21 protein-coding genes and 1 pseudogene are annotated in these 16,923 nt (G+C 66.0%); 11 read left to right on the top strand and 11 right to left on the bottom strand.

Features of this window, described 5'->3' with window-relative positions; translation table 11 throughout:
- Positions 1–137: pseudogene (locus I2488_RS19890) on the top strand (IS30 family transposase); the annotation flags it as partial.
- Positions 138–165: 28 nt separating this feature from the next.
- Here I2488_RS19890 and I2488_RS12230 read toward each other — a convergent pair.
- Positions 166–774: an HAD-IA family hydrolase gene (locus I2488_RS12230; RefSeq protein WP_196276083.1), complete on the bottom strand. Its 609-nt coding sequence runs from the start codon at positions 772–774 to the stop codon at positions 166–168.
- A 132-nt stretch (positions 775–906) separates the two neighbouring features.
- Positions 907–1,032, bottom strand: a complete 126-nt coding sequence (gene ykgO, locus I2488_RS12225) for a type B 50S ribosomal protein L36 (RefSeq protein ID WP_011446910.1) — start codon at positions 1,030–1,032, stop codon at positions 907–909.
- A gap of 133 nt (positions 1,033–1,165) precedes the next feature.
- On the opposite strand from ykgO, the gene I2488_RS12220 reads away from it, so the two are divergent.
- Positions 1,166–1,975 carry a hypothetical protein gene (locus I2488_RS12220; protein WP_196276082.1) on the top strand — a complete coding sequence of 270 codons (810 nt, stop codon included), beginning with the start codon at positions 1,166–1,168 and terminating at the stop codon, positions 1,973–1,975.
- On the opposite strand, the gene galE is transcribed toward I2488_RS12220, so the two are convergent.
- Positions 1,969–2,970 (bottom strand): UDP-glucose 4-epimerase GalE, encoded by a 1,002-nt coding sequence (gene galE, locus I2488_RS12215; protein WP_196276081.1) that lies wholly within the window; start codon positions 2,968–2,970, stop codon positions 1,969–1,971. The genes I2488_RS12220 and galE overlap by 7 nt on opposite strands.
- Positions 2,971–3,088: 118 nt before the next feature.
- Between galE and I2488_RS12210 the strand changes: the two genes are divergently transcribed.
- The 5 genes from I2488_RS12210 to I2488_RS12195 all read left to right on the top strand — a co-directional run bounded on the left by I2488_RS12210 (position 3,089) and on the right by I2488_RS12195 (position 6,961).
- Positions 3,089–3,757 carry a DUF4136 domain-containing protein gene (locus tag I2488_RS12210; RefSeq protein ID WP_196276080.1) on the top strand — a complete coding sequence of 223 codons (669 nt, stop codon included), beginning with the start codon at positions 3,089–3,091 and terminating at the stop codon, positions 3,755–3,757.
- Between the two features lie 80 nt (positions 3,758–3,837).
- Positions 3,838–4,431, top strand: coding sequence for a DUF4136 domain-containing protein (locus I2488_RS12205; RefSeq protein WP_196276079.1), 594 nt, complete (start codon positions 3,838–3,840; stop codon positions 4,429–4,431).
- On the top strand, positions 4,428–5,558 hold the full coding sequence (locus I2488_RS12200) for a M14 family metallopeptidase (protein WP_196276078.1): 1,131 nt from the start codon (positions 4,428–4,430) through the stop codon (positions 5,556–5,558). Before I2488_RS12205 ends, I2488_RS12200 begins: the two co-directional genes overlap by 4 nt.
- Positions 5,559–5,723: 165 nt before the next feature.
- Positions 5,724–5,855, top strand: a complete 132-nt coding sequence (locus I2488_RS19720; RefSeq protein ID WP_281390062.1) for a hypothetical protein — start codon at positions 5,724–5,726, stop codon at positions 5,853–5,855.
- A gap of 62 nt (positions 5,856–5,917) precedes the next feature.
- Positions 5,918–6,961 (top strand): Tat pathway signal sequence, encoded by a 1,044-nt coding sequence (locus I2488_RS12195; RefSeq protein ID WP_196276101.1) that lies wholly within the window; start codon positions 5,918–5,920, stop codon positions 6,959–6,961.
- Between the two features lie 3 nt (positions 6,962–6,964).
- Here I2488_RS12195 and arsC read toward each other — a convergent pair whose 3' ends face one another.
- The gene (arsC, locus tag I2488_RS12190) at positions 6,965–7,306 is read right to left on the bottom strand and encodes an arsenate reductase (glutaredoxin) (RefSeq protein WP_196276077.1); all 342 of its coding nucleotides are present in this window, start codon (positions 7,304–7,306) and stop codon (positions 6,965–6,967) included.
- 187 nt (positions 7,307–7,493) lie between these two features.
- On the opposite strand from arsC, the gene I2488_RS12185 reads away from it, so the two are divergent.
- Positions 7,494–9,584 (top strand): TonB-dependent receptor, encoded by a 2,091-nt coding sequence (locus tag I2488_RS12185; protein WP_343071060.1) that lies wholly within the window; start codon positions 7,494–7,496, stop codon positions 9,582–9,584.
- Between the two features lie 55 nt (positions 9,585–9,639).
- Here I2488_RS12185 and I2488_RS12180 read toward each other — a convergent pair whose 3' ends face one another.
- Both I2488_RS12180 and I2488_RS12175 read right to left on the bottom strand, forming a co-directional pair.
- Positions 9,640–10,149, bottom strand: a complete 510-nt coding sequence (locus I2488_RS12180) for a (2Fe-2S)-binding protein (protein WP_196276076.1) — start codon at positions 10,147–10,149, stop codon at positions 9,640–9,642.
- Positions 10,150–10,181: 32 nt separating this feature from the next.
- Positions 10,182–10,946, bottom strand: coding sequence for a class II aldolase/adducin family protein (locus I2488_RS12175; protein ID WP_196276075.1), 765 nt, complete (start codon positions 10,944–10,946; stop codon positions 10,182–10,184).
- Between I2488_RS12175 and I2488_RS12170 the strand changes: the two genes are divergently transcribed.
- Positions 10,935–11,627 (top strand): SOS response-associated peptidase, encoded by a 693-nt coding sequence (locus I2488_RS12170; protein WP_343071059.1) that lies wholly within the window; start codon positions 10,935–10,937, stop codon positions 11,625–11,627. The two genes, I2488_RS12175 and I2488_RS12170, sit on opposite strands and share 12 nt — an antisense overlap.
- A gap of 3 nt (positions 11,628–11,630) precedes the next feature.
- On the opposite strand, the gene I2488_RS12165 is transcribed toward I2488_RS12170, so the two are convergent.
- Positions 11,631–12,323: an HPP family protein gene (locus tag I2488_RS12165; protein ID WP_196276073.1), complete on the bottom strand. Its 693-nt coding sequence runs from the start codon at positions 12,321–12,323 to the stop codon at positions 11,631–11,633.
- A gap of 64 nt (positions 12,324–12,387) precedes the next feature.
- Here I2488_RS12165 and I2488_RS12160 point away from each other — a divergent pair, with 64 nt between their 5' ends.
- Entirely contained in the window at positions 12,388–13,668 is a 1,281-nt protein-coding gene (locus I2488_RS12160) for a chloride channel protein (RefSeq protein WP_196276072.1), read from the top strand.
- A 190-nt stretch (positions 13,669–13,858) separates the two neighbouring features.
- Here the strand turns inward: I2488_RS12160 and rpsI are convergent, their stop codons facing one another.
- From rpsI to I2488_RS12140, 4 genes are all read right to left on the bottom strand, one after another.
- Positions 13,859–14,398, bottom strand: a complete 540-nt coding sequence (rpsI, locus tag I2488_RS12155) for a 30S ribosomal protein S9 (protein ID WP_196276071.1) — start codon at positions 14,396–14,398, stop codon at positions 13,859–13,861.
- 2 nt (positions 14,399–14,400) lie between these two features.
- On the bottom strand, positions 14,401–14,880 hold the full coding sequence (gene rplM, locus I2488_RS12150) for a 50S ribosomal protein L13 (RefSeq protein ID WP_196276070.1): 480 nt from the start codon (positions 14,878–14,880) through the stop codon (positions 14,401–14,403).
- Between the two features lie 138 nt (positions 14,881–15,018).
- Positions 15,019–15,345 (bottom strand): divalent-cation tolerance protein CutA, encoded by a 327-nt coding sequence (cutA, locus tag I2488_RS12145; RefSeq protein ID WP_196276069.1) that lies wholly within the window; start codon positions 15,343–15,345, stop codon positions 15,019–15,021.
- Positions 15,342–16,406, bottom strand: coding sequence for a COX15/CtaA family protein (locus I2488_RS12140; RefSeq protein WP_196276068.1), 1,065 nt, complete (start codon positions 16,404–16,406; stop codon positions 15,342–15,344). The genes cutA and I2488_RS12140 overlap by 4 nt, the downstream gene beginning before the upstream one ends.
- 132 nt (positions 16,407–16,538) lie before the next feature.
- Here I2488_RS12140 and I2488_RS12135 point away from each other — a divergent pair, with 132 nt between their 5' ends.
- Positions 16,539–16,910 (top strand): MerC domain-containing protein, encoded by a 372-nt coding sequence (locus I2488_RS12135; protein ID WP_196276067.1) that lies wholly within the window; start codon positions 16,539–16,541, stop codon positions 16,908–16,910.
- Positions 16,911–16,923: the final 13 nt, after the last annotated feature.

Below are 16,923 nucleotides of genomic sequence, written 5' to 3'. Positions count from 1 at the left end.
CCCAACAGCAACTCGATGCCATCCTCGCCAACTACAACAACACGCCCAGAAAATGCCTCGGCTTCAAAACTCCAGCCGAAACATTCAACCCGTTGCACTTCGGATGTGAATCCACACCCGGGTCAAGTCCGGGATGACGTTGTTTCTAGGGGAGCGAAATTTCGACTAAAGCAGGCCCAGCGCCACCAGCCGCGCTTCGAGCACGTCCGGATCGCCCACGAAGTGGTGGACGTGCCAGCCCAGCGCCTTGGCGGTGGCGATGTTGGCGGCGTTGTCGTCGATGAACAGCATAGTCTCGGGCGCGCGGTCGAAGCGGCGGGCAGCGAGATGGAAGATCGCCGGGTCTGGCTTGATCAGGCGCTCGACCGCCGAGATCACGATGTCCTGCATGTGATCGAGAATCGGGAAGGTCGGGCGGAACAGCGCCCACGAATCGATGCCGAAATTGGTAATCGCGTATTGCGGCACGCTCCTCGCGGCGAGGCGCACGATCAGGGCGTGCGTGCCGGGCACCGGGCCGGGCAGGCTGGCGAGCCAGTTGTTGGCATAGAGCGCAATCAGATCGGCATGTTGCGGGAACTGCGCGGTGCGCGTGGCAACCATTTCGGCGAACGATACGCCTTCGTCATGCTGGGCGTGCCAGTCTTCGGTGACGACTTCGGAGACGAATCGGGCGCGCTCTGCCGAATCGGGAATCGCGTGAGCATAGATGCCGGTGAGATCGAACTGCACCAGCACGCGGCCGATGTCCCAGACTACTGCCTCTACGCCCATCGCAGCCTCACCGCAGGTGGCCCATAAACGACTGCGCCCCCGCGTTTCGGCGGGGGCAGCGTGGCTCGGCAAGGAGCCGGTCGGTTTCCGGTGCAGCCCCGCCGTCGCGAGACTGCACCGAAACTTGTGAGATCAGCCCTGGCGCGCCTTGAAGCGCTTCTGGGTCTTGTTGATCACGTAGACGCGGCCACGGCGGCGGATCACGCGGTTGTCCCGGTGGCGGTCCTTGAGCGACTTCAGGCTGTTGCGAATCTTCATGTCGAATCCCTTTGCCCGAAGCTGACCGGGCTGAAAACTGAAGCGTGGCCGTTAGTGGGGGCAGACACCCAAGTCAACCCTGCGCAAGGCAATTCGGCCCGCCAGCGCGCTTTCTTGCAAAGGCGGTTTCCCTATGCAAACACCGCTGGATCAGGCGGATCGGGCCTGCAACGGGTATGGGCAGGCCAGCATGTTGATCCAGCCGCAGGGCGTCATCCATAAGCCGGGTGAGCCGTTCTTCCTCAACCCGGCGCTGCTCGCGCTGAACGTGTTCGAGACGGGCATTGCGCCAGACGTGCTCGCGGAGCTGGAAGCGCTGGCTCCGGAAACGCGGGCGATGGAAGAGCTGGGCGGCCGCTATGTCCTGTCCAGTGGCGTGAAGCTCAGCAACGATCGGCCGCGGCACTGGCGCAGCGACATCTGCTGGCTGAGCCATGCCGACGAGGAATCGTTCGCCTGGTTCGATGGCCTCTATGCGCGGCTGGGCCTGGCGGAACTGGTGGCGCCGTTCGTGCCGCATGACCGCGAGGTCCGTCTCTACGCCGGGTTCTTCGTGACGCGCAGCCGCTGCGATGCGCTCGACATGCACTATGACTGGACGCTGGAGAGCAACGAGGCCTTCACCCTGATGGCCCCGCTGACCGCCAACGGCGGCGATCTGGGCATGACCTACGACACCGTCATGGGCGAGCGGCGCGATCTGGCGTACCGGCGGGGCAAGGGCCTCGTGTTCGGGCCGTCGTTCCTGCATTCGACTGCCGTGGGCGCGCTGGACGAGCGCGCGGTGTTCCTGTGCCTGAACTTCGGCACGGACCGCATGGACAACTGGGCGCGAATCGGTGCGACGACCGCGCGGCAGTGCGAATTGCTGCGCCAGCCGGATGGCTCGTTCATCCGGCAGGAGGAATGGCGTCGGCTCTACGGGAGGACCGGCGCCTATTGACCGCGGATCTCGCCGAGCTTGCGTTCCCAGGCGAGGGCGTGGGTCACGATCGTGTCGAGATCGGCGTACTGCGGGACCCACGGCAGCGTGGCCTTGATGCGGCTGTTGTCGGAGATCAGCGAGGCGGGATCGCCGGGGCGACGGCCCTGCAATTCGCGCACGATCTTGCGGTTGGTGACGCGATCGACCGCGTCGAGCACTTCGAGGACAGAGAAGCCCCGCCCGTAGCCGCAGTTCATCGTGAGCGATTCGGACGGGGCAGCGATCAGCGCCTCGAGCGCGAGGACGTGGGCGGCGGCGAGATCGGAGACGTGGATGTAATCGCGCACGCCGGTGCCGTCGGGCGTATCGAAATCGGTGCCGAAGACGCCGACCGAGGCGCGCTTGCCCAGCGCTGCCTCGACCGCGACCTTGATCAGGTGAGTGGCCCCGGCGGTGGACTGGCCGGTGCGGCCCTGTGGGTCGGCGCCGGCGACGTTGAAGTAGCGCAGGGCGCAGTAGTTGAGCGGGTGGGCGGCGGCGACGTCGGCCAGCATCGCCTCGGTCATCAGCTTCGACATGCCGTAGGGATTGATCGGCCGCTGTGGCGCGTCCTCGGTAACAGGCGAGACTTCGGGCGTGCCGTAAGTTGCGGCGGTGGAGGAGAAGATGAAGTGCGGCACACCGGCTTCGACCGCGGCGGCGATCAGCGCGCGGCTCTTGGCAGTGTTGTTGTGGTAGTACTTGAGCGGATCGGAGACCGATTCGGGCACGACCACGGAACCGGCGAAATGCATGACGGCGCGGGTGCCCTGTTCGGCAAAGATGCGCGCGAGCAGTTCGGCGTCCTCGATATCGCCCTGATAGAAGGGAACGCCATCGGGCACGGCAAAGCGGAAGCCGGTGACGAGGTTGTCGATCACTGCGACCGGATAACCGGCGTCCTTCAGCGCCAGCACCGCATGGCTGCCGATGTAGCCTGCGCCGCCGGTGACGAGAACGGGGGGCTTCGACATTGGCATTCTGCTCCTTTGCGCGCAGGGTCTGGCCCGCAAGCGCGTTCATGACTGCGACAGCGCGTGCGCTTTACACGCTCGGGCGGGTCCGCATCAGCCCCTTACGGGATAAATACGAATGAACCGCAAACTGCTTCTGTCTGCCGTCGCGACTTTCATGTTTGCCGGAACGGCTGTGGCGCAGCCGATGGGCGGGCGGTGGGACGGGCCGATGGACCAGCGCCTGCGCGGAACTGACGGCAGGCGCTCGATCGAACCGGCCAAGCGGGTCGAGGTCGAGGCGTTTCAGGCCGCCGATGCCGCGCCGCTGCTGGGCAAGGGCCCGATCACCGTGGCTGCGGCCGATGGCGCGGAGGCCGAATGGAAGCTGCCGGTCTATGAGGCAGCGGTCGTCGATCAGCTGGCCAAGCTCGGTTACGATACGGCGGTGAGCGGTGCGGACGGCGGGCAGATCGCGCAGATCGGCATTCGGCATGAGCAGGTCGTGCCCGAGGAGGCCAAGCGCAAGCCGGTTTCGGGCGCGATGGAAGTGGGCGTTTCCAATCGCGGCAACTATACCGCGATGGCGCTGAACATCGATCTGACCAAGGCCAAGAAGGCGATCATCGCCACCCGGCTCGACGTGCGCATCCGCGACAAGGCGAGCAATCGCGTGTTGTGGGAAGGCCATGCCGAAGCGCAGACGCGCGAGGACGACGACGGGCTGAACAACGGCGCGGTGGCGGCGCGGCTGGCCTCGGCGCTCTTCGCAAAGTTTGCCGATGCGCAGGTGGTTCCGGCGAGTTGAGCACCAAAGCTGTGCCAATTGGCATTGCGGCAGGCAGCGCGGCGTTGCACCACACCTGCATGACAATGGGACGCCGAACAATGAACCGCCTTGCCGCCACTTTTGCCCTGACTGCCCTGGTTGCCACGCCGGTCCTTGCCAAGCCGGCGCCGATCGATGTGACGCGGTTCCATACCGCGCAGACCCTGCCTCGGCTGAAAGGTGCGGCGGTGATCGTGGAAGCAGCGCCCGGTGCTGACCAGTCGAGCCTTGAAAATCAGGTGTGGCTGGCCGCCGTGCAGAAAGAACTCTTCGCCAGCGGCTTTGGTAGCGCGACGCCGGGCGCGGCGGATGTGGTGGCCGAAGTGCGCGTCGACCGGGAGGTGCAGAAGCGCGAGAAGACGCGCGGGCCGGTCAGCGTCGGCGTGGGCGGATCGACCGGAAGCTACGGCGGTGGCCTTGGGGTAGGCCTTGGCTTCAACCTGGGCGGCGGGCCGAAGGAATTCGTGGTGACGCGCCTTGCCGTGCGCATCCGCGACCGCAAGACCGGCGAGGCACTGTGGGAAGGCCGCGCCGAAAATCGCGAGAATGCCAAGGCCAAGGAAGCCGATCCGGCCATGGCTGCGCCGCGTCTTGCGCATGCCCTGTTCTCGGGCTTCCCTGGCACGTCGGGTGATACTATCACTGTTAAATGACAGACATCCGCATCAATGCCGCGTTCGATTCCGGCAACATCGAAGTTCTCTCGGTTTCCGGGGCGAGCGCACGGCTGGCGATCCGCAAGGACCGCGACTCAGAGTTCTTCCAGTGGTTCCACTTCCGCGTAGATGGTGCGGCGGGTCGGGAGCTGGAGCTGAAGATCACCGGTCTTGGCAAGTCTGCCTATCCGGGCGGCTGGCCGGGGTATCGCGCGGCGTTTTCGGAAGATCGCGAGTATTGGGGCCGCACCGAGACCACCTATGATCCGGGCGAGGACGGCGGCACGTTGACCATTCGCCACACGCCGGAGGCCGGCACCTGCTGGTTCGCCTATTTCGCACCGTATTCGATGGAGCGGCATCACGATCTGGTGGCGCAGACGGCGGCGCTGCCGGGCGTGACACACCGCAACCTCGGCACCAGCATCGAGGGCCAGCCGATCGACTGCCTCGAGATCGGTGCCGGTCCGAAACAGGTGTGGCTCTATGCCCGCCAGCATCCCGGCGAATCGATGGCCGAATGGTGGATGGAAGGCGCGCTCGAGCTGCTGACCGACCCGGCCGACCCGCATTGCCGCAAGCTGCGCCAGCTGTGCCGCTTCCACGTGGTGCCCAATGCCAATCCGGACGGGTCGTGCCGGGGGCACCTGCGCACCAATGCCGTGGGCGTGAACCTCAACCGGGAATGGCATGAACCGACGCCGGAGCGTTCGCCCGAAGTGCTCGCGATCCGCAATGCCATGGACGAGAGCGGCGTAGACTTCGCCATGGACGTTCATGGCGACGAGGCGATCCCGCACGTGTTTCTGGCCGGGTTCGAGGGCATTCCTTCGTGGACCGACGAACTTGGCGCATCTTACGAGCGCTATCGCCGCATCCTCGAACGTCGCACGCCCGATTTCCAGACGCGACGTGGCTATCCGATTGCCGCGCCTGGTCGCGCGAACCTGACGATGTCGACCAACCAGGTCGCCCACCGCTTCGGCTGCGTGGCGATGACGCTGGAAATGCCGTTCAAGGACAACGACGACCTGCCCTGCAAGGAGCAGGGCTGGAGCCCGGAACGCTCGAAGCTGCTGGCGCGCGACTGCCTGGCGTCGCTGCTGGAGTGGCTTGAGGGTTAGTCCTCTAATTGTTCGTCATTGCGAGCGACCGCAGGGAGCGCGGCAATCCAGAGCGATTCCGCGCCAACTCTGGATTGCTTCGTCGGCTTTGCCTCCTCGCAATGACGAAGGTGAGAGTTTGCGCCCTTTACGCAAAGTTAAGAGATGAGGGCGCATTGCTGCCGCATGGCCCGCACCATCGCCCTCATACATGCGCCCCTCGCCGACGTCTCGGCGATTGAACTGGCGCGCAAGGCGATCGTGCTCGGCTGCGCCGCCGCGCTGATCATGGCGGGCAAGCCGTTCCTGTTTTTCTGATCCTGCCAAACTGACAGCATCCCTGCTTGCCGCTCCCGGCGATCCGCTGGAGCATGCTGGCGATGGTGTGTTTGCGGTTCCTTGCCAGTGCAGCGCTGATCGCCGGTCTTGCCGGATGTGGCGGCGGGGACGCCAGCGGCCCGCCCGTCGTCGTGCCCTCGCCCACGCCTTCACCGACTGCAACGCCCACGCCAACTCCCAGCCCTTCGCCGACTGCCACCGCGCACGCCGACCTTTCGACCGCTTCCGGGCGGCCGGTGGCAGAGCCCCTGCGCGGGTTGACGATCGAGACCCTCGCCGATCCCGAGGCAAGCTTCACCGCAATCTCCGCACACGCCCGTGCGCCCACAGTGCGGCTGGTGTTCCAGCAGGGCGTGCCTCCCTCGACCTACCGCGCCTTCGTAACCCGATTGCGCCCGCGGGCCTTTATCGTCGGCGAACTGATCGATTCCGATGCCGTGGCCACAACCACCGTGGCCGAGGTGCGCCAGCGCGCCAGCGACTACTGGGCCGCGTTTGGCAGCGATATCGACCTCTGGGAAATCGGCAACGAACTCAACGGCGAATGGGTCGGTACGGGCCCGGCGGAGATCAATGCCAAGCTTGCTGCGGCCTATGACGTGATCGTGCGCCAGCACCATGCCAAGGCGATGATCACGCTCAATTACTGGTCTGGACCGGACTGCTACGCCAATAGCTGGGAAGCCACGGTCAGCTATGCACGCACCATCCCCGAAGAGATCAGGCTTGGCACCGACTACCTTGCCTTGAGCCTTTACGAGACCGCGTGCTCGCCACGCCAGCAGCCCGATGCGGCAGCGATTGCGGCTACGATGAACACGGTCGCGCCGCTGTTCCCCAACGCCAGACTGCTGCTGGGCGAAATCGGGGCGCAACGCTCTGCTGATGGCGTGCCGAATCCTGACCTTGCCGAGAAACAGCGCGTAGCGAACCGCTACATGGGCATGCACGGCGATCTCGCGCGGCTGGTCGGGTCCCGCTTTGTGGGCGGCTACTTCTGGTGGTACTACGCCGATGACGCGGTGCCGCGCGATGCGCCAGGCTCACTCTGGCCGACGATCGAGGCGCAGTTCAACGCCATGTAAGCGTCAGAGAATCTCCAGCACCTTTTCCTTCGGACGGCACAGGCGGACGCCCTTGTCCGTTTCGACCAAAGGGCGTTCGATCAGCTTTGGCTCGGCGGCCATCGCGGCGAGGGCGGTGGCATCGTCGGCTGAGGGCAAGCCGCGTTCTTCGGCGTCGGTGCCGCGCAGGCGCAGGCCTTGTTGCGGGGTGAGGCCGGCGTCGCGGTAGAGCTGGGCGAGCTTTTCGGCGCTGGGCGGGTTCTTGAGGTATTCGATCACGGTCACGTCGGCGCCTGCTTCTTCAAGCATCGCCAGCGTGTTGCGCGAGGTGCCGCAGTTGGGGTTGTGCCAGATCGTTGCCTTCATCGGTGCCTCCTGCGGTTTGCGGTACTGCTTCATAGCCTGACGCTGCAGGCCTGCAACGGCCGCGTTTTGACGCAGGTCAATGTTATTGCGAAAAATTCTCAAAAAACTCCTTGCAACTGCGATTGAGTCGCAATACTCGCCTTCTTGCGAATGATTATCGCAAACAGTGATTGCCAAGGGGACTACCGTGAACCGTCTTTCCAGCCTGCTGCTCGCCGGAACCATGCTGATGCCGACCGCTGCCTTTGCGGAGGATCTGGTGCCCGCTGATGCCGCACTGGATGCCGAGAGCGGGAATACCGTCATCGTCGTGACCGGTACCGCCGACGGCTATCGCCCGGTCGATGCCAACGCGGTGAAGACGCCGACCCCGCTGGTCAATGTGCCGCAGACCATCACCGTGCTGACGCGCGAGCAGCTGGACGATCAGGGTATCACCCAGCTGGGCGATGCGCTGCGCTACGTCCCCGGTGTCGTGCTCGGCCAAGGCGAGGGCCACCGCGATCAGGTGAACCTGCGCGGCCAGAACACCACTGCCGACTTCTACCTTGATGGCCTGCGCGACGACACGCAGTACTACCGCTCGCTCTACAACATCGAGCGCGTGGAGGTGTTGAAGGGCGCCAATGCGCTGCTGTTCGGCCGTGGCGGCGGCGGCGGCGTGATCAACCGCGTCAGCAAGACGCCCGACCTGACCCGCGAGAAGGGCGAGGCCAGCGCCAATGTCGACAGCTTCGGCGCCTTCGCCCTTGCCGCAGACTGGAACCAGCCGTTCGGCGAGACCGTCGGTGCCCGCTTCAACGGCACTTACGAGGAATTCGACAACCACCGCCAGGACTTCGAGGGCCGCTTCATCGGCGTGAACCCGACGGTCGCGTTCGAGCCGGGCGAGAAGACCCGCATCGAGCTGTCCTACAACTATGACGACGATCGCCGCACCACCGACCGTGGCGTGCCATCGCGGGGTGGCAAGCCGCTGACGGGGTATGACGATACGTTCTTCGGCCGCACCGACACAAATATCGCAACGGTACAGGCGCATATCGCGCAGGCCCGGCTCGATCACGAGCTGGCCGATGGCCTCAGCTTCAACGTACTCGGCCAGTACAGCCACACCGACAAGTATTATGGCAACGTCTTTGCCGGCAGCGCGGTCAACGCCGCCAACCAGTTGACGCTCTCGGGCTATTCCAGCGCCAACGTGCGCGAAAGCTGGGTGGGGCAGACCAACCTGGTGTGGGAAGGCAGGACCGGCGGCATCGGCCATACCGTGCTGGCGGGGCTGGAGGTTTCGAGCCAGGACACCTCGAGCCTGCGTTCGGATCCGGTGTTTGCCGGTTCCACTACGGTGACGCTGGCCAAGCGGCTGACGATCCCGGCAGTGACTTTTGCCGCGCCCAGCCGCTCGACCTTCAGCCGGGTCGACACCTGGTCGGCCTACTTCCAGGACCAGATCGAGCTCGCCTCGTTCCTGCAGGTGGTGGCAGGCGTGCGCTTTGACGAGTTCAAGATCAGCGCCGACAACCGCATCCCGCCGGTGACGACGAACAGCCGTACCGACCGCAAGTGGTCACCGCGCTTCGGCGTGATCCTCAAGCCGCAGGAGAACGTCAGCTTCTATGGCAGCTTCACCCGCACCTTCCTGCCGCAGTCTGGTGACCAGTTCGGCGCGCTCGACGCCACGCAGGCGACGCTGGCGCCCGAGCAGTTCGAGAACCTTGAGGCAGGCGTGAAGTGGGACGTGAACCCGAACCTTGCCTTCACGGCGGCGGTCTATCAGCTGGACCGCGAGAACTCGCGCTTCAACAACCCCGTCACCGGCTTCCCCGAGCTTTCGGGCAAGACGCGGGCGAAGGGCTTGGAGCTTTCGCTGGCAGGCCGCGTGCTGCCGCAGCTGCAGGTGAGTCTGGGTTATACGCTGCAGGATGGTGAGGTGCGTTCGGCAACGACCTCTGCCCCGGCGGGGCGCAAGCTGGCGCAGCTGCCGCGCCATCAGGCCTCGGCGTGGACGCGTTATGACGTGACGAACAAGCTCGGGCTTGGCCTGGGCGTCACGCACCAGTCGAAGAGCTTCACCACGATCAGCAATGCGGTGACCCTGCCTGCGTTCACCCGCGTCGATGCGGCGGTGTTCTACGATGTATCGGAGCGCTTCTCGATCCAGCTCAACGTCGAGAACCTGACCGACACCGACTACTTCCCCTCGGCGCACACCGACAACAACATCACCACCGGCGAGCCGATCAACGCCCGTTTGACGGTGCGCGCGAAGTTCTGAAACACCCCCGGCGCTCGTCCCTTCCCCCCTCCCTGAGGGGCGGGCGCCAACCCTTTCAGCCTGCGCCCGGCGCCACGATCGCGGGTGGCGGTGCCGCGCTGATGGTCTCCTCGCCGCGCATGACGCGGGCGGCGCGCTGGATTGCGCGGGTCAGGCGGGGATAGACGCCGCAGCGGCAGATGTTGGTGATGGCGCGGGCGATGTCGTCATCAGTCGGGCTGGCGTTGCTGGTCAGCAGAGCCGCTGCGGCCATGACGATGCCGGGCGTGCAGAAGCCGCACTGGATCGCCTGCTCGGCCACCAGCGCCTGCTGCACCGGGTGAGAGCGATCACCCGACAGGCCTTCGATGGTGGTGACGTTGCGGCCCTCGGCCTCGCCCAGCGAGAGGGTGCAACTCGGCATCGCCTGACCGTCGACGATGACCATGCAGGCGCCGCATTCGCCGGTGCCGCAGCCGTATTTGGTGCCGGTGAGGTTGGCCGCATCGCGCAGCGCCCAGAGCAGCGGGGTATCGTCCTCGAGACGATACTGCACGGGCTGGTTGTTGACGGTGAGGCGGGCCATGGCCGTGGCTTAGCCCGCCGCCACCCGGTCAATCAATCCCGCCAGCTGCGGTCGATCCGGTCGATGCGGCGGGTCCATGCGGCGAAGTCCGCCTCGCCGACGCGGCCACCGGCATTGACCTGCGAGAGATCGCGCTGGTGGACCTTGATCACGTCTTCGCCGACGTGGATCGGCGGGCGGCCCATCGACAGCGTCGCCATCTGGATCTCGCAGGCGCGCTGCAGGCTCCACTGCATGATGAACATCTGCTGGAGCGTCTGCGCCATGACCACCGGGCCATGGTTCCTGAGCATGAGGATGCGCTTGTCGCCAAGGTTGGCGAGCAGGCGTTCGCCCTCTTCGGCGCGGACGGTGACGCCTTCGAAATCGTGATAGGCGAGCTGGCCGATGAAGTTGCAGGCGTAGAAGTTGATCGGCATCAGCCCTTCCTCAAGGCTGCACACCGCCATGGTCTCGGTCGTGTGGACGTGTGCGATCGCGTGGGCCCAGGGCAGGTGGCGGTGGAAGTAGGCGTGCTGGGTAAAGCCGGCCTGGTTGACCGGATAGGGGCTGTTGTCGAGCTTGTTGCCGTCGATGTCGATCTTGACGAGGTTCGAGGCGGTCACCTCGCTGTAGAGCAGGCCGAACGGGTTGATCAGGAAGGCGCCTTCCTCGTCCGGCACTTTCAGCGAGATGTGGTTGTAGATCGATTCGGACCAGCCGAGGTGATCGTAGATGCGGTAGCAGGCGGCGAGTTCCTGACGGGCATGCCATTCGGCGTCGCTGCATTCGATATTCGGCCGCAAATGGGTGGCCATGGCGCTCTCTCCGGCTATGATCTCGTTGCTATGTGCAACTTGTATCGCATGACCAGCAACGTGCAAGCCATCGCGCAGATGTTCGCGCCACTGGCCAATACGCAGGTGAACTTGCCCGCGTTTTCCGAGATCTACCCCGATGCCGAAGCACCCGTGCTGATCGCGCGAGGGCCGACCCGGCGGCTTGGGACAATGCGCTGGGGCTGGCCTCCGTTCGGCGACGTGAAACGTCCGGTGACCAATATCCGCAACCTTGCCTCGCCGATGTGGCGGGCGGCACTGGAGGACCCGAACCGGCGGTGCCTCGTGCCCGTCACGGCCTTCTCGGAGTGGTCGCAGGCGCCTGATCCGGCGACAGGACGCAAGCGCAAGCACTGGTTCGCACTGAAGGAGCAGGAGCTGTTCGCGTTTGCTGGCCTGTGGCGACCGACGGCGGAAGGGCCGCGCTTTGCGTTTCTCACTTGCGCGGCAAACGCGGTGGTCGGGCGGGTGCATCCCAAGGCGATGCCGGTGATCCTCGGCACGGCGGAAGCGGCGCACCAGTGGATGACCGCGCAGGGCGATGCGGCGGTGGCGATGCAGCGGCCCTTTGCCGATGAGGGGATGATGGAGATCGAGGTTGAGGAAACCGCTCCTCCCCCGCCACCGCCGCGCAAGCCGGAGCAGCCCAGCCTGTTCTGACGCCTACTTGTGATCGTCCTCCCAGCGCCGCAGCACGCGGCGTTCGACCGCGCGGAACAGCGCATCGAGATCGTCGGGCTCGACGTCGAGCGTTTCGTCCCAGTCAGCGAGGACGGCGTCGAGGTCTTCGCGGTCGTAGGTCACTGTGCGGATCGGGGCAGGCGAGGGCGGCACGACCGGGATGTGCGGCCACGGGTGGCCAGTCGCGGCGTTGTAGAGCCAGCCGACGCCGACGATGCCGATCACGTTGAGGGCCAGCGGCGCCAGCGGCCCCGGCAGGTGCGCGGCGGGTGCGATTCCGGCCATGGCGCCAAGGATCGCCGCCGCCCCGCCCGGCGGATGGGTGCAGCGCGTGAGCGCCATGACGGCGATAGCGCCGCCGACTGCCAGGCTGACGGCAACCGGCGCACCGATGCCACCAAGCGCGCAAAGCTTGCCCACGGCCATGCCGACCATGACCGAGATGAGATTGCCGCCCACGACCGGCCAGGGTTGTGCGAGCGGGCTGGCCGGGACAGCGAAGACGAGTACCGCCGACGCGCCCACCGGAGCCATGATCCAAGGCAGGCCTTCGCTTGCCGGGATGAGATGGCCAAGCAGCGCAGCGAGCGCAATGCCGAGCAAGGCGCCGAAGGCACCCCTTGGCCAGCCCGTGCGGAACCAGCCGAGCCTTGTGGCCCCCGTTGCGGAACTCATTACCCGTCCTCTCCTTGCCCACCCTCTCCTTGTCGGCCCGCTCATGGCGGTCTAACCCGCTGACATGCAAGCCCCTGATTTCCGAAAGCTGTTTTCGAAGGCGAACTTGCCGACGGCGCGCGCACGGGTCGCGGCGCTGGGTGGGGCGATTTTGCTCAGCGTCGTCGCCGTGCTGTTCGCGCGGGCGGGGGAGTGGGCGCAGACGCTGTTCGCGGTGCTCTACCGGGTAGCGCCGCTCAGTCCGCTTGTCCTGACGCCGCTGGTCTTTGCGGGCGTGGTCTGGGCAACGCGGCGGTGGTTTCCCGCAGCGCGTGGCTCGGGCATTCCGCAGGTCATGGCGGCGGGGCACAACCCTGCCGCTTCCGCGCAGGGGCCGCTGGTCTCGGTTAAGAGCGCGGCGGGCAAGCTGTTTGGCACCACGGCGCTGCTGCTGGTCGGAGGCTCGGCGGGGCGCGAAGGGCCGACGGTGCAGGTGAGCGCGGCGCTGATGGTGGCGGTCCACCGCTGGCTGCGAGTGCCGGTGACGGCGGGCGTAATCATCGCGGGCGGCGCGGCAGGCGTAGCGGCGGCGTTCAATACACCGCTGGCAGGCGTCGCTTTTGCGATCGAGGAATTGGCATCGGCGTTCGAACAACGGCTGGCGGTGCTGGTGATGGCCGTGGTGATGATCGCGGGCGTGGTCAGCCTCGGCCTGTCAGGCGATTACGTCTATTTCGGGGCGATGGCGCAGCGCCTGCCGCTGGCGGACCTTTTTGTCCTCGCGCCACTGGCCGGGCTCGTCGGCGGGGTGCTGGGCGGACTGTTCTCTAGGGCGCTGATCGGGATGGCGTTCTCGCAGAATGCCGCGCTGATTCGGGTGCGGGCGCATCCGATCCTGTTTGCCGCAGGGTGCGGACTGATTGTGGCCCTGACGGGTCTTGCCACCGGCGGATCGAGCTGGGGCACCGGCTATGACACGACCAAGCTCCTGCTCGGCGGCGGCGATGCCTCGCTGCTGTTCGGACCCGGCAAGTTCGTCTCGACTCTGGCGACGGCGCTGAGTGGCGCGCCGGGGGGCATCTTCGCGCCATCGCTGTCGGTCGGGGCGGGCGTCGGGCAACTGCTGGCGGCCAGCTATCCGGGCGACGCGCCCGGCGCGATCGTGGTGCTGGGGATGATCGGCTATTTCACCGGGGTCGTCCGTGCGCCGCTGACGGCCTCGATCATCATCATGGAGATGACGGCGGACCGCACAATGGTCCTGCCACTGTTCGCGACCGCGCTGATTGCCGACTGGGCCTGCGCCAAGGTGTGCAAGCCCAAGCTCTACCACACGCTGGCGAGGCAGTTCGCGCCTGCGGATTGAGAGGGCATCCGCCTTCGGTCGTCATTGCGAGCGTAGCGAAGCAATCCAGTGCGGCTCTGCGCCGACTCTGGATTGCTTCGTCGACTGCATCTCCTCGCAATGACGAAGCGAGAGGCAGGCGCCAGCCCATGAAAAAAAGGGGCCGGTCCGAAGACCAACCCCTGATTTGGTTCTGCCTTGCGGCGGAAGCTTAGCGCTTCGAGAACTGGAAGCTGCGGCGTGCCTTGGCGCGGCCGTACTTCTTGCGCTCGACCACGCGCGGGTCGCGCGTGAGGAAGCCGGCGGCCTTCACGGCGCTGCGCAGTTCGGGTTCGAACTTCGACAGGGCCTGGGCGATGCCGTGCTTGACCGCGCCGGCCTGGCCCGAAAGGCCACCGCCCTTGACGGTGCAGACGATGTCGTACTGGCCTTCGCGACCGGCGACTTCGAACGGCTGGTTGATCACCAGACGCAGGGTCGGACGGGCGAAGTAGACTTCCTGATCACGGCCATTGACGGTGATCTTGCCCGAGCCGGGCTTCAGCCACACGCGGGCCACGGCGTCCTTGCGGCGGCCAGTGGCATACGAACGGCCCTGCGCATCGACTTCGCGAGCGCGGATCACGGCAGCGGGGCCGGTGCGGACGGGAGCGGCTTCACCAGCTTCGGCCGGAGCAGCGGCCACGGGAGCGGCAGCGGTCAGGTCCTTGAGGTCGGCGAGGCTCGACACAGTGTTTTCGGTTTCGGCCATGATTATGCACCCACCTTGTTCTTGCGGTTCATCGAAGCGACGTCGAGCGCCACCGGCTGGGTGCCGCCATGCGGGTGCTCGGCACCGGCATAGAGGTGAAGGGCGCGCATCTGCGCACGGCCGAGGGGGCCGCGCGGGATCATGCGCTCAACCGCCTTTTCAAGCACGCGCTCGGGGAAGCGACCACCGAGGACCTTGTCCGCGGTGACTTCCTTGATGCCGCCGGCATAGCCGGTGTGCTTGTAGTAGGTCTTGTTCTTCAGCTTGTTGCCGGTGAACTTGACCTTGTCGGCGTTGATCACGACAACGTGATCGCCGCAATCGACGTGCGGGGTGAAGCTCGGCTTGTGCTTGCCGCGCAGATGGTTGGCGATGACGACGGCGAGACGGCCGACGACCATGCCTTCGGCATCGATCAGATGCCACTTCTTCTCCACCTCGGCCGGCTTGATCGACCGGGTGACCTTGCTGAGAGCCTTCATGGCTACGGGTTCCCTGGATTTCAGTGCGTCGATCCAAGCGGGAATCCGCTGCTTCACGACGAAGGAAGCGCGCCTTTGTTGCAAATGCCCGCCAGAGTCAAGCAAACTGCGGGTTTTCGGAGAGGTAAAATAATACCGCTACACTTTGCTTGGCCCGCAATCCGTTTCCAGCCAGCCCAGCGTGGCTGCTCCCGCAGCGTCGCAGCGCCAGCCGGAGATCGCGGGCGCATCGTAGGGATGTAGCGCTTCGAGGCGGGCGACCGCCGCGTCCAGCAGGTCCGCGCGGGTCTTGAGCAGGACGGCGACCTCGTTGCCCTCGCCCCGCTCGCCGTTCCAGCGGTAGAGCGAGCGGACGGCAGGGAGGATGTTGGCGCAGGCGATCAGGCGTTCTTCGAGCAGCGTGTCTGCCACTGCTTCAGCGCTTTCCGCGTTGCCGAAGGTGGACCAGATCAGCGCGGCGGTCATTGCTGGCGGTGCCTCGGGCTGCCGAGGATGTGGGCGCACCATACCGTCGTTGCCACGAGCAGTGCGCCGACCAGCTGGTGCAGCACGCCGAGCCAGATCGCGACACCGCTCCATACGGTGACGATGCCGAGCAGGACTTGCGTGCCGAAGACGGAGTGAAGCACGACCGAGGCCTTGCGGTCGGTCCGGCGCAGCTTGCGGGCGACGACGACCAGCACCGCGACGACGGCCCAGGCCCACCAGCGGTGGATGAAGTGGACCAGGAAAACGTCGGACAGCAGCGCGTGGGCCGCGCCCATCGCCCAGTCGACGCCATCGGGATAGACCTTGCCCTGCATCAGCGGCCAGGCGTCCCAGTTGAACCAGCCGCCACCCGCCGAAGTCCCGGCGCGCAGGCCCGCCACCAACGCGCCATAGAACAACTGGAACACCAGCATGACCAGCGCCACCAGACCGACACCGCGCAGACGCGAGCGCCCTTCGCCCCTGCCCAGCGCGATCAGGTCAAGCGCGGTCCAGACGAGACCAGCGAGCGTGAACAGCGCGACCAGCAGGTGCGTGGCGAGGCGGAAGTGGCTGACCTTGACGTCGTTGACGATGCCGGACTTGACCATCCACCAGCCGACCGCACCTTGCAGCGCGCCCAGCGCCAGCAGCGCGAGCAGGCGGGGCTTGTAGCCCTCGGGGATGCGGCGCTTGATCCAGAACCATGCCAGCGGCGCGGCAAAGACGAGGCCGATGGTGCGGGCGAGCAGCCGGTGGACCCACTCCCAGAAGAAGATGAACTTGTAGGTCGATAGCGTCATGCCCGCCGGGCCGTTGACCAGCTGGTACTGCGGCGTGGCGCGATAGGCATCAAACTCGGCCTGCCACTGCGCCTCGGTAATCGGCGGCAGGGTGCCGCTGACCGGCTTCCATTCGGTGATCGAGACGCCCGATTCGGTAAGCCGGGTGATGCCGCCGACAACGACGATGGCGAGGACCATGAAGGCGACGACGAACAGCCAGCGCGACAGGGCGGTGGCGTCGCTGCGAAGCTTGGGCGAGACGCTGTTGCTCATGGCGCTGCCACTGCTCCTGCCCTCGCGGAATCGCAAGAGCGATTGTCGGGCAGGACCGTGGACCTTTGGTCAGGAGAGAAATTCAGGCCGCCGCCTTGTGCGATGTTACATTATAACATATATGACCCCGCGATGAGTGATGCCCTGCTTGCCTTGCGTGCCCGGCTTGACCGGATCGGCGTGCTCCTTTCGGGGCTGTGCCTGATTCACTGCGTGGCGGGGCTGTTCCTCGTCGGCATGCTCGGCGTGGGTGGCGGCGTGCTGCTCAATCCCGACATCCACCGCTGGGGCCTCGCCTTCGCGCTGGTGATCGGCGCGGCGACGATTGGGATCGGTGCGCTGCGGCATGGACGGTTCCTGCCGCTGGCGATTGGCGGGACGGGACTGGCGCTCATGGGCGCTGCGGTGGCCGTGGGCCATGGCGATGCCGAAGTGGCGCTGACGGTCGGTGGCGTGATCCTCGTCGCAACCGCGCACTTCATCAACATGCGGCACTCTCACTAAGGCCACACTTGCG

It is taken from the genome of Novosphingobium jiangmenense (assembly GCF_015694345.1).
GTDB classification, from domain to species: domain Bacteria; phylum Pseudomonadota; class Alphaproteobacteria; order Sphingomonadales; family Sphingomonadaceae; genus Novosphingobium; species Novosphingobium jiangmenense.
This window is presented reverse-complemented; position numbering and strand designations above follow the sequence as displayed.

What these genes read in the sequence shown, in the direction of transcription:
- I2488_RS12230 (WP_196276083.1), bottom strand. Translation starts at nt 774, where the DNA reads ATGGGCGTAGAGGCAGTAGTCTGGGACATCGGCCGCGTGCTGGTGCAG.
- ykgO (WP_011446910.1), bottom strand. Translation starts at nt 1,032, where the DNA reads ATGAAGATTCGCAACAGCCTGAAGTCGCTCAAGGACCGCCACCGGGAC.
- I2488_RS12220 (WP_196276082.1), top strand. Translation starts at nt 1,166, where the DNA reads ATGCAAACACCGCTGGATCAGGCGGATCGGGCCTGCAACGGGTATGGG.
- galE (WP_196276081.1), bottom strand. Translation starts at nt 2,970, where the DNA reads ATGTCGAAGCCCCCCGTTCTCGTCACCGGCGGCGCAGGCTACATCGGC.
- I2488_RS12210 (WP_196276080.1), top strand. Translation starts at nt 3,089, where the DNA reads ATGAACCGCAAACTGCTTCTGTCTGCCGTCGCGACTTTCATGTTTGCC.
- I2488_RS12205 (WP_196276079.1), top strand. Translation starts at nt 3,838, where the DNA reads ATGAACCGCCTTGCCGCCACTTTTGCCCTGACTGCCCTGGTTGCCACG.
- I2488_RS12200 (WP_196276078.1), top strand. Translation starts at nt 4,428, where the DNA reads ATGACAGACATCCGCATCAATGCCGCGTTCGATTCCGGCAACATCGAA.
- I2488_RS19720 (WP_281390062.1), top strand. Translation starts at nt 5,724, where the DNA reads ATGGCCCGCACCATCGCCCTCATACATGCGCCCCTCGCCGACGTCTCG.
- I2488_RS12195 (WP_196276101.1), top strand. Translation starts at nt 5,918, where the DNA reads ATGGTGTGTTTGCGGTTCCTTGCCAGTGCAGCGCTGATCGCCGGTCTT.
- arsC (WP_196276077.1), bottom strand. Translation starts at nt 7,306, where the DNA reads ATGAAGGCAACGATCTGGCACAACCCCAACTGCGGCACCTCGCGCAAC.
- I2488_RS12180 (WP_196276076.1), bottom strand. Translation starts at nt 10,149, where the DNA reads ATGGCCCGCCTCACCGTCAACAACCAGCCCGTGCAGTATCGTCTCGAG.
- I2488_RS12170 (WP_343071059.1), top strand. Translation starts at nt 10,935, where the DNA reads ATGGGTGGCCATGGCGCTCTCTCCGGCTATGATCTCGTTGCTATGTGC.
- I2488_RS12175 (WP_196276075.1), bottom strand. Translation starts at nt 10,946, where the DNA reads ATGGCCACCCATTTGCGGCCGAATATCGAATGCAGCGACGCCGAATGG.
- I2488_RS12165 (WP_196276073.1), bottom strand. Translation starts at nt 12,323, where the DNA reads ATGAGTTCCGCAACGGGGGCCACAAGGCTCGGCTGGTTCCGCACGGGC.
- I2488_RS12160 (WP_196276072.1), top strand. Translation starts at nt 12,388, where the DNA reads ATGCAAGCCCCTGATTTCCGAAAGCTGTTTTCGAAGGCGAACTTGCCG.
- rpsI (WP_196276071.1), bottom strand. Translation starts at nt 14,398, where the DNA reads ATGGCCGAAACCGAAAACACTGTGTCGAGCCTCGCCGACCTCAAGGAC.
- rplM (WP_196276070.1), bottom strand. Translation starts at nt 14,880, where the DNA reads ATGAAGGCTCTCAGCAAGGTCACCCGGTCGATCAAGCCGGCCGAGGTG.
- cutA (WP_196276069.1), bottom strand. Translation starts at nt 15,345, where the DNA reads ATGACCGCCGCGCTGATCTGGTCCACCTTCGGCAACGCGGAAAGCGCT.
- I2488_RS12140 (WP_196276068.1), bottom strand. Translation starts at nt 16,406, where the DNA reads ATGAGCAACAGCGTCTCGCCCAAGCTTCGCAGCGACGCCACCGCCCTG.
- I2488_RS12135 (WP_196276067.1), top strand. Translation starts at nt 16,539, where the DNA reads ATGAGTGATGCCCTGCTTGCCTTGCGTGCCCGGCTTGACCGGATCGGC.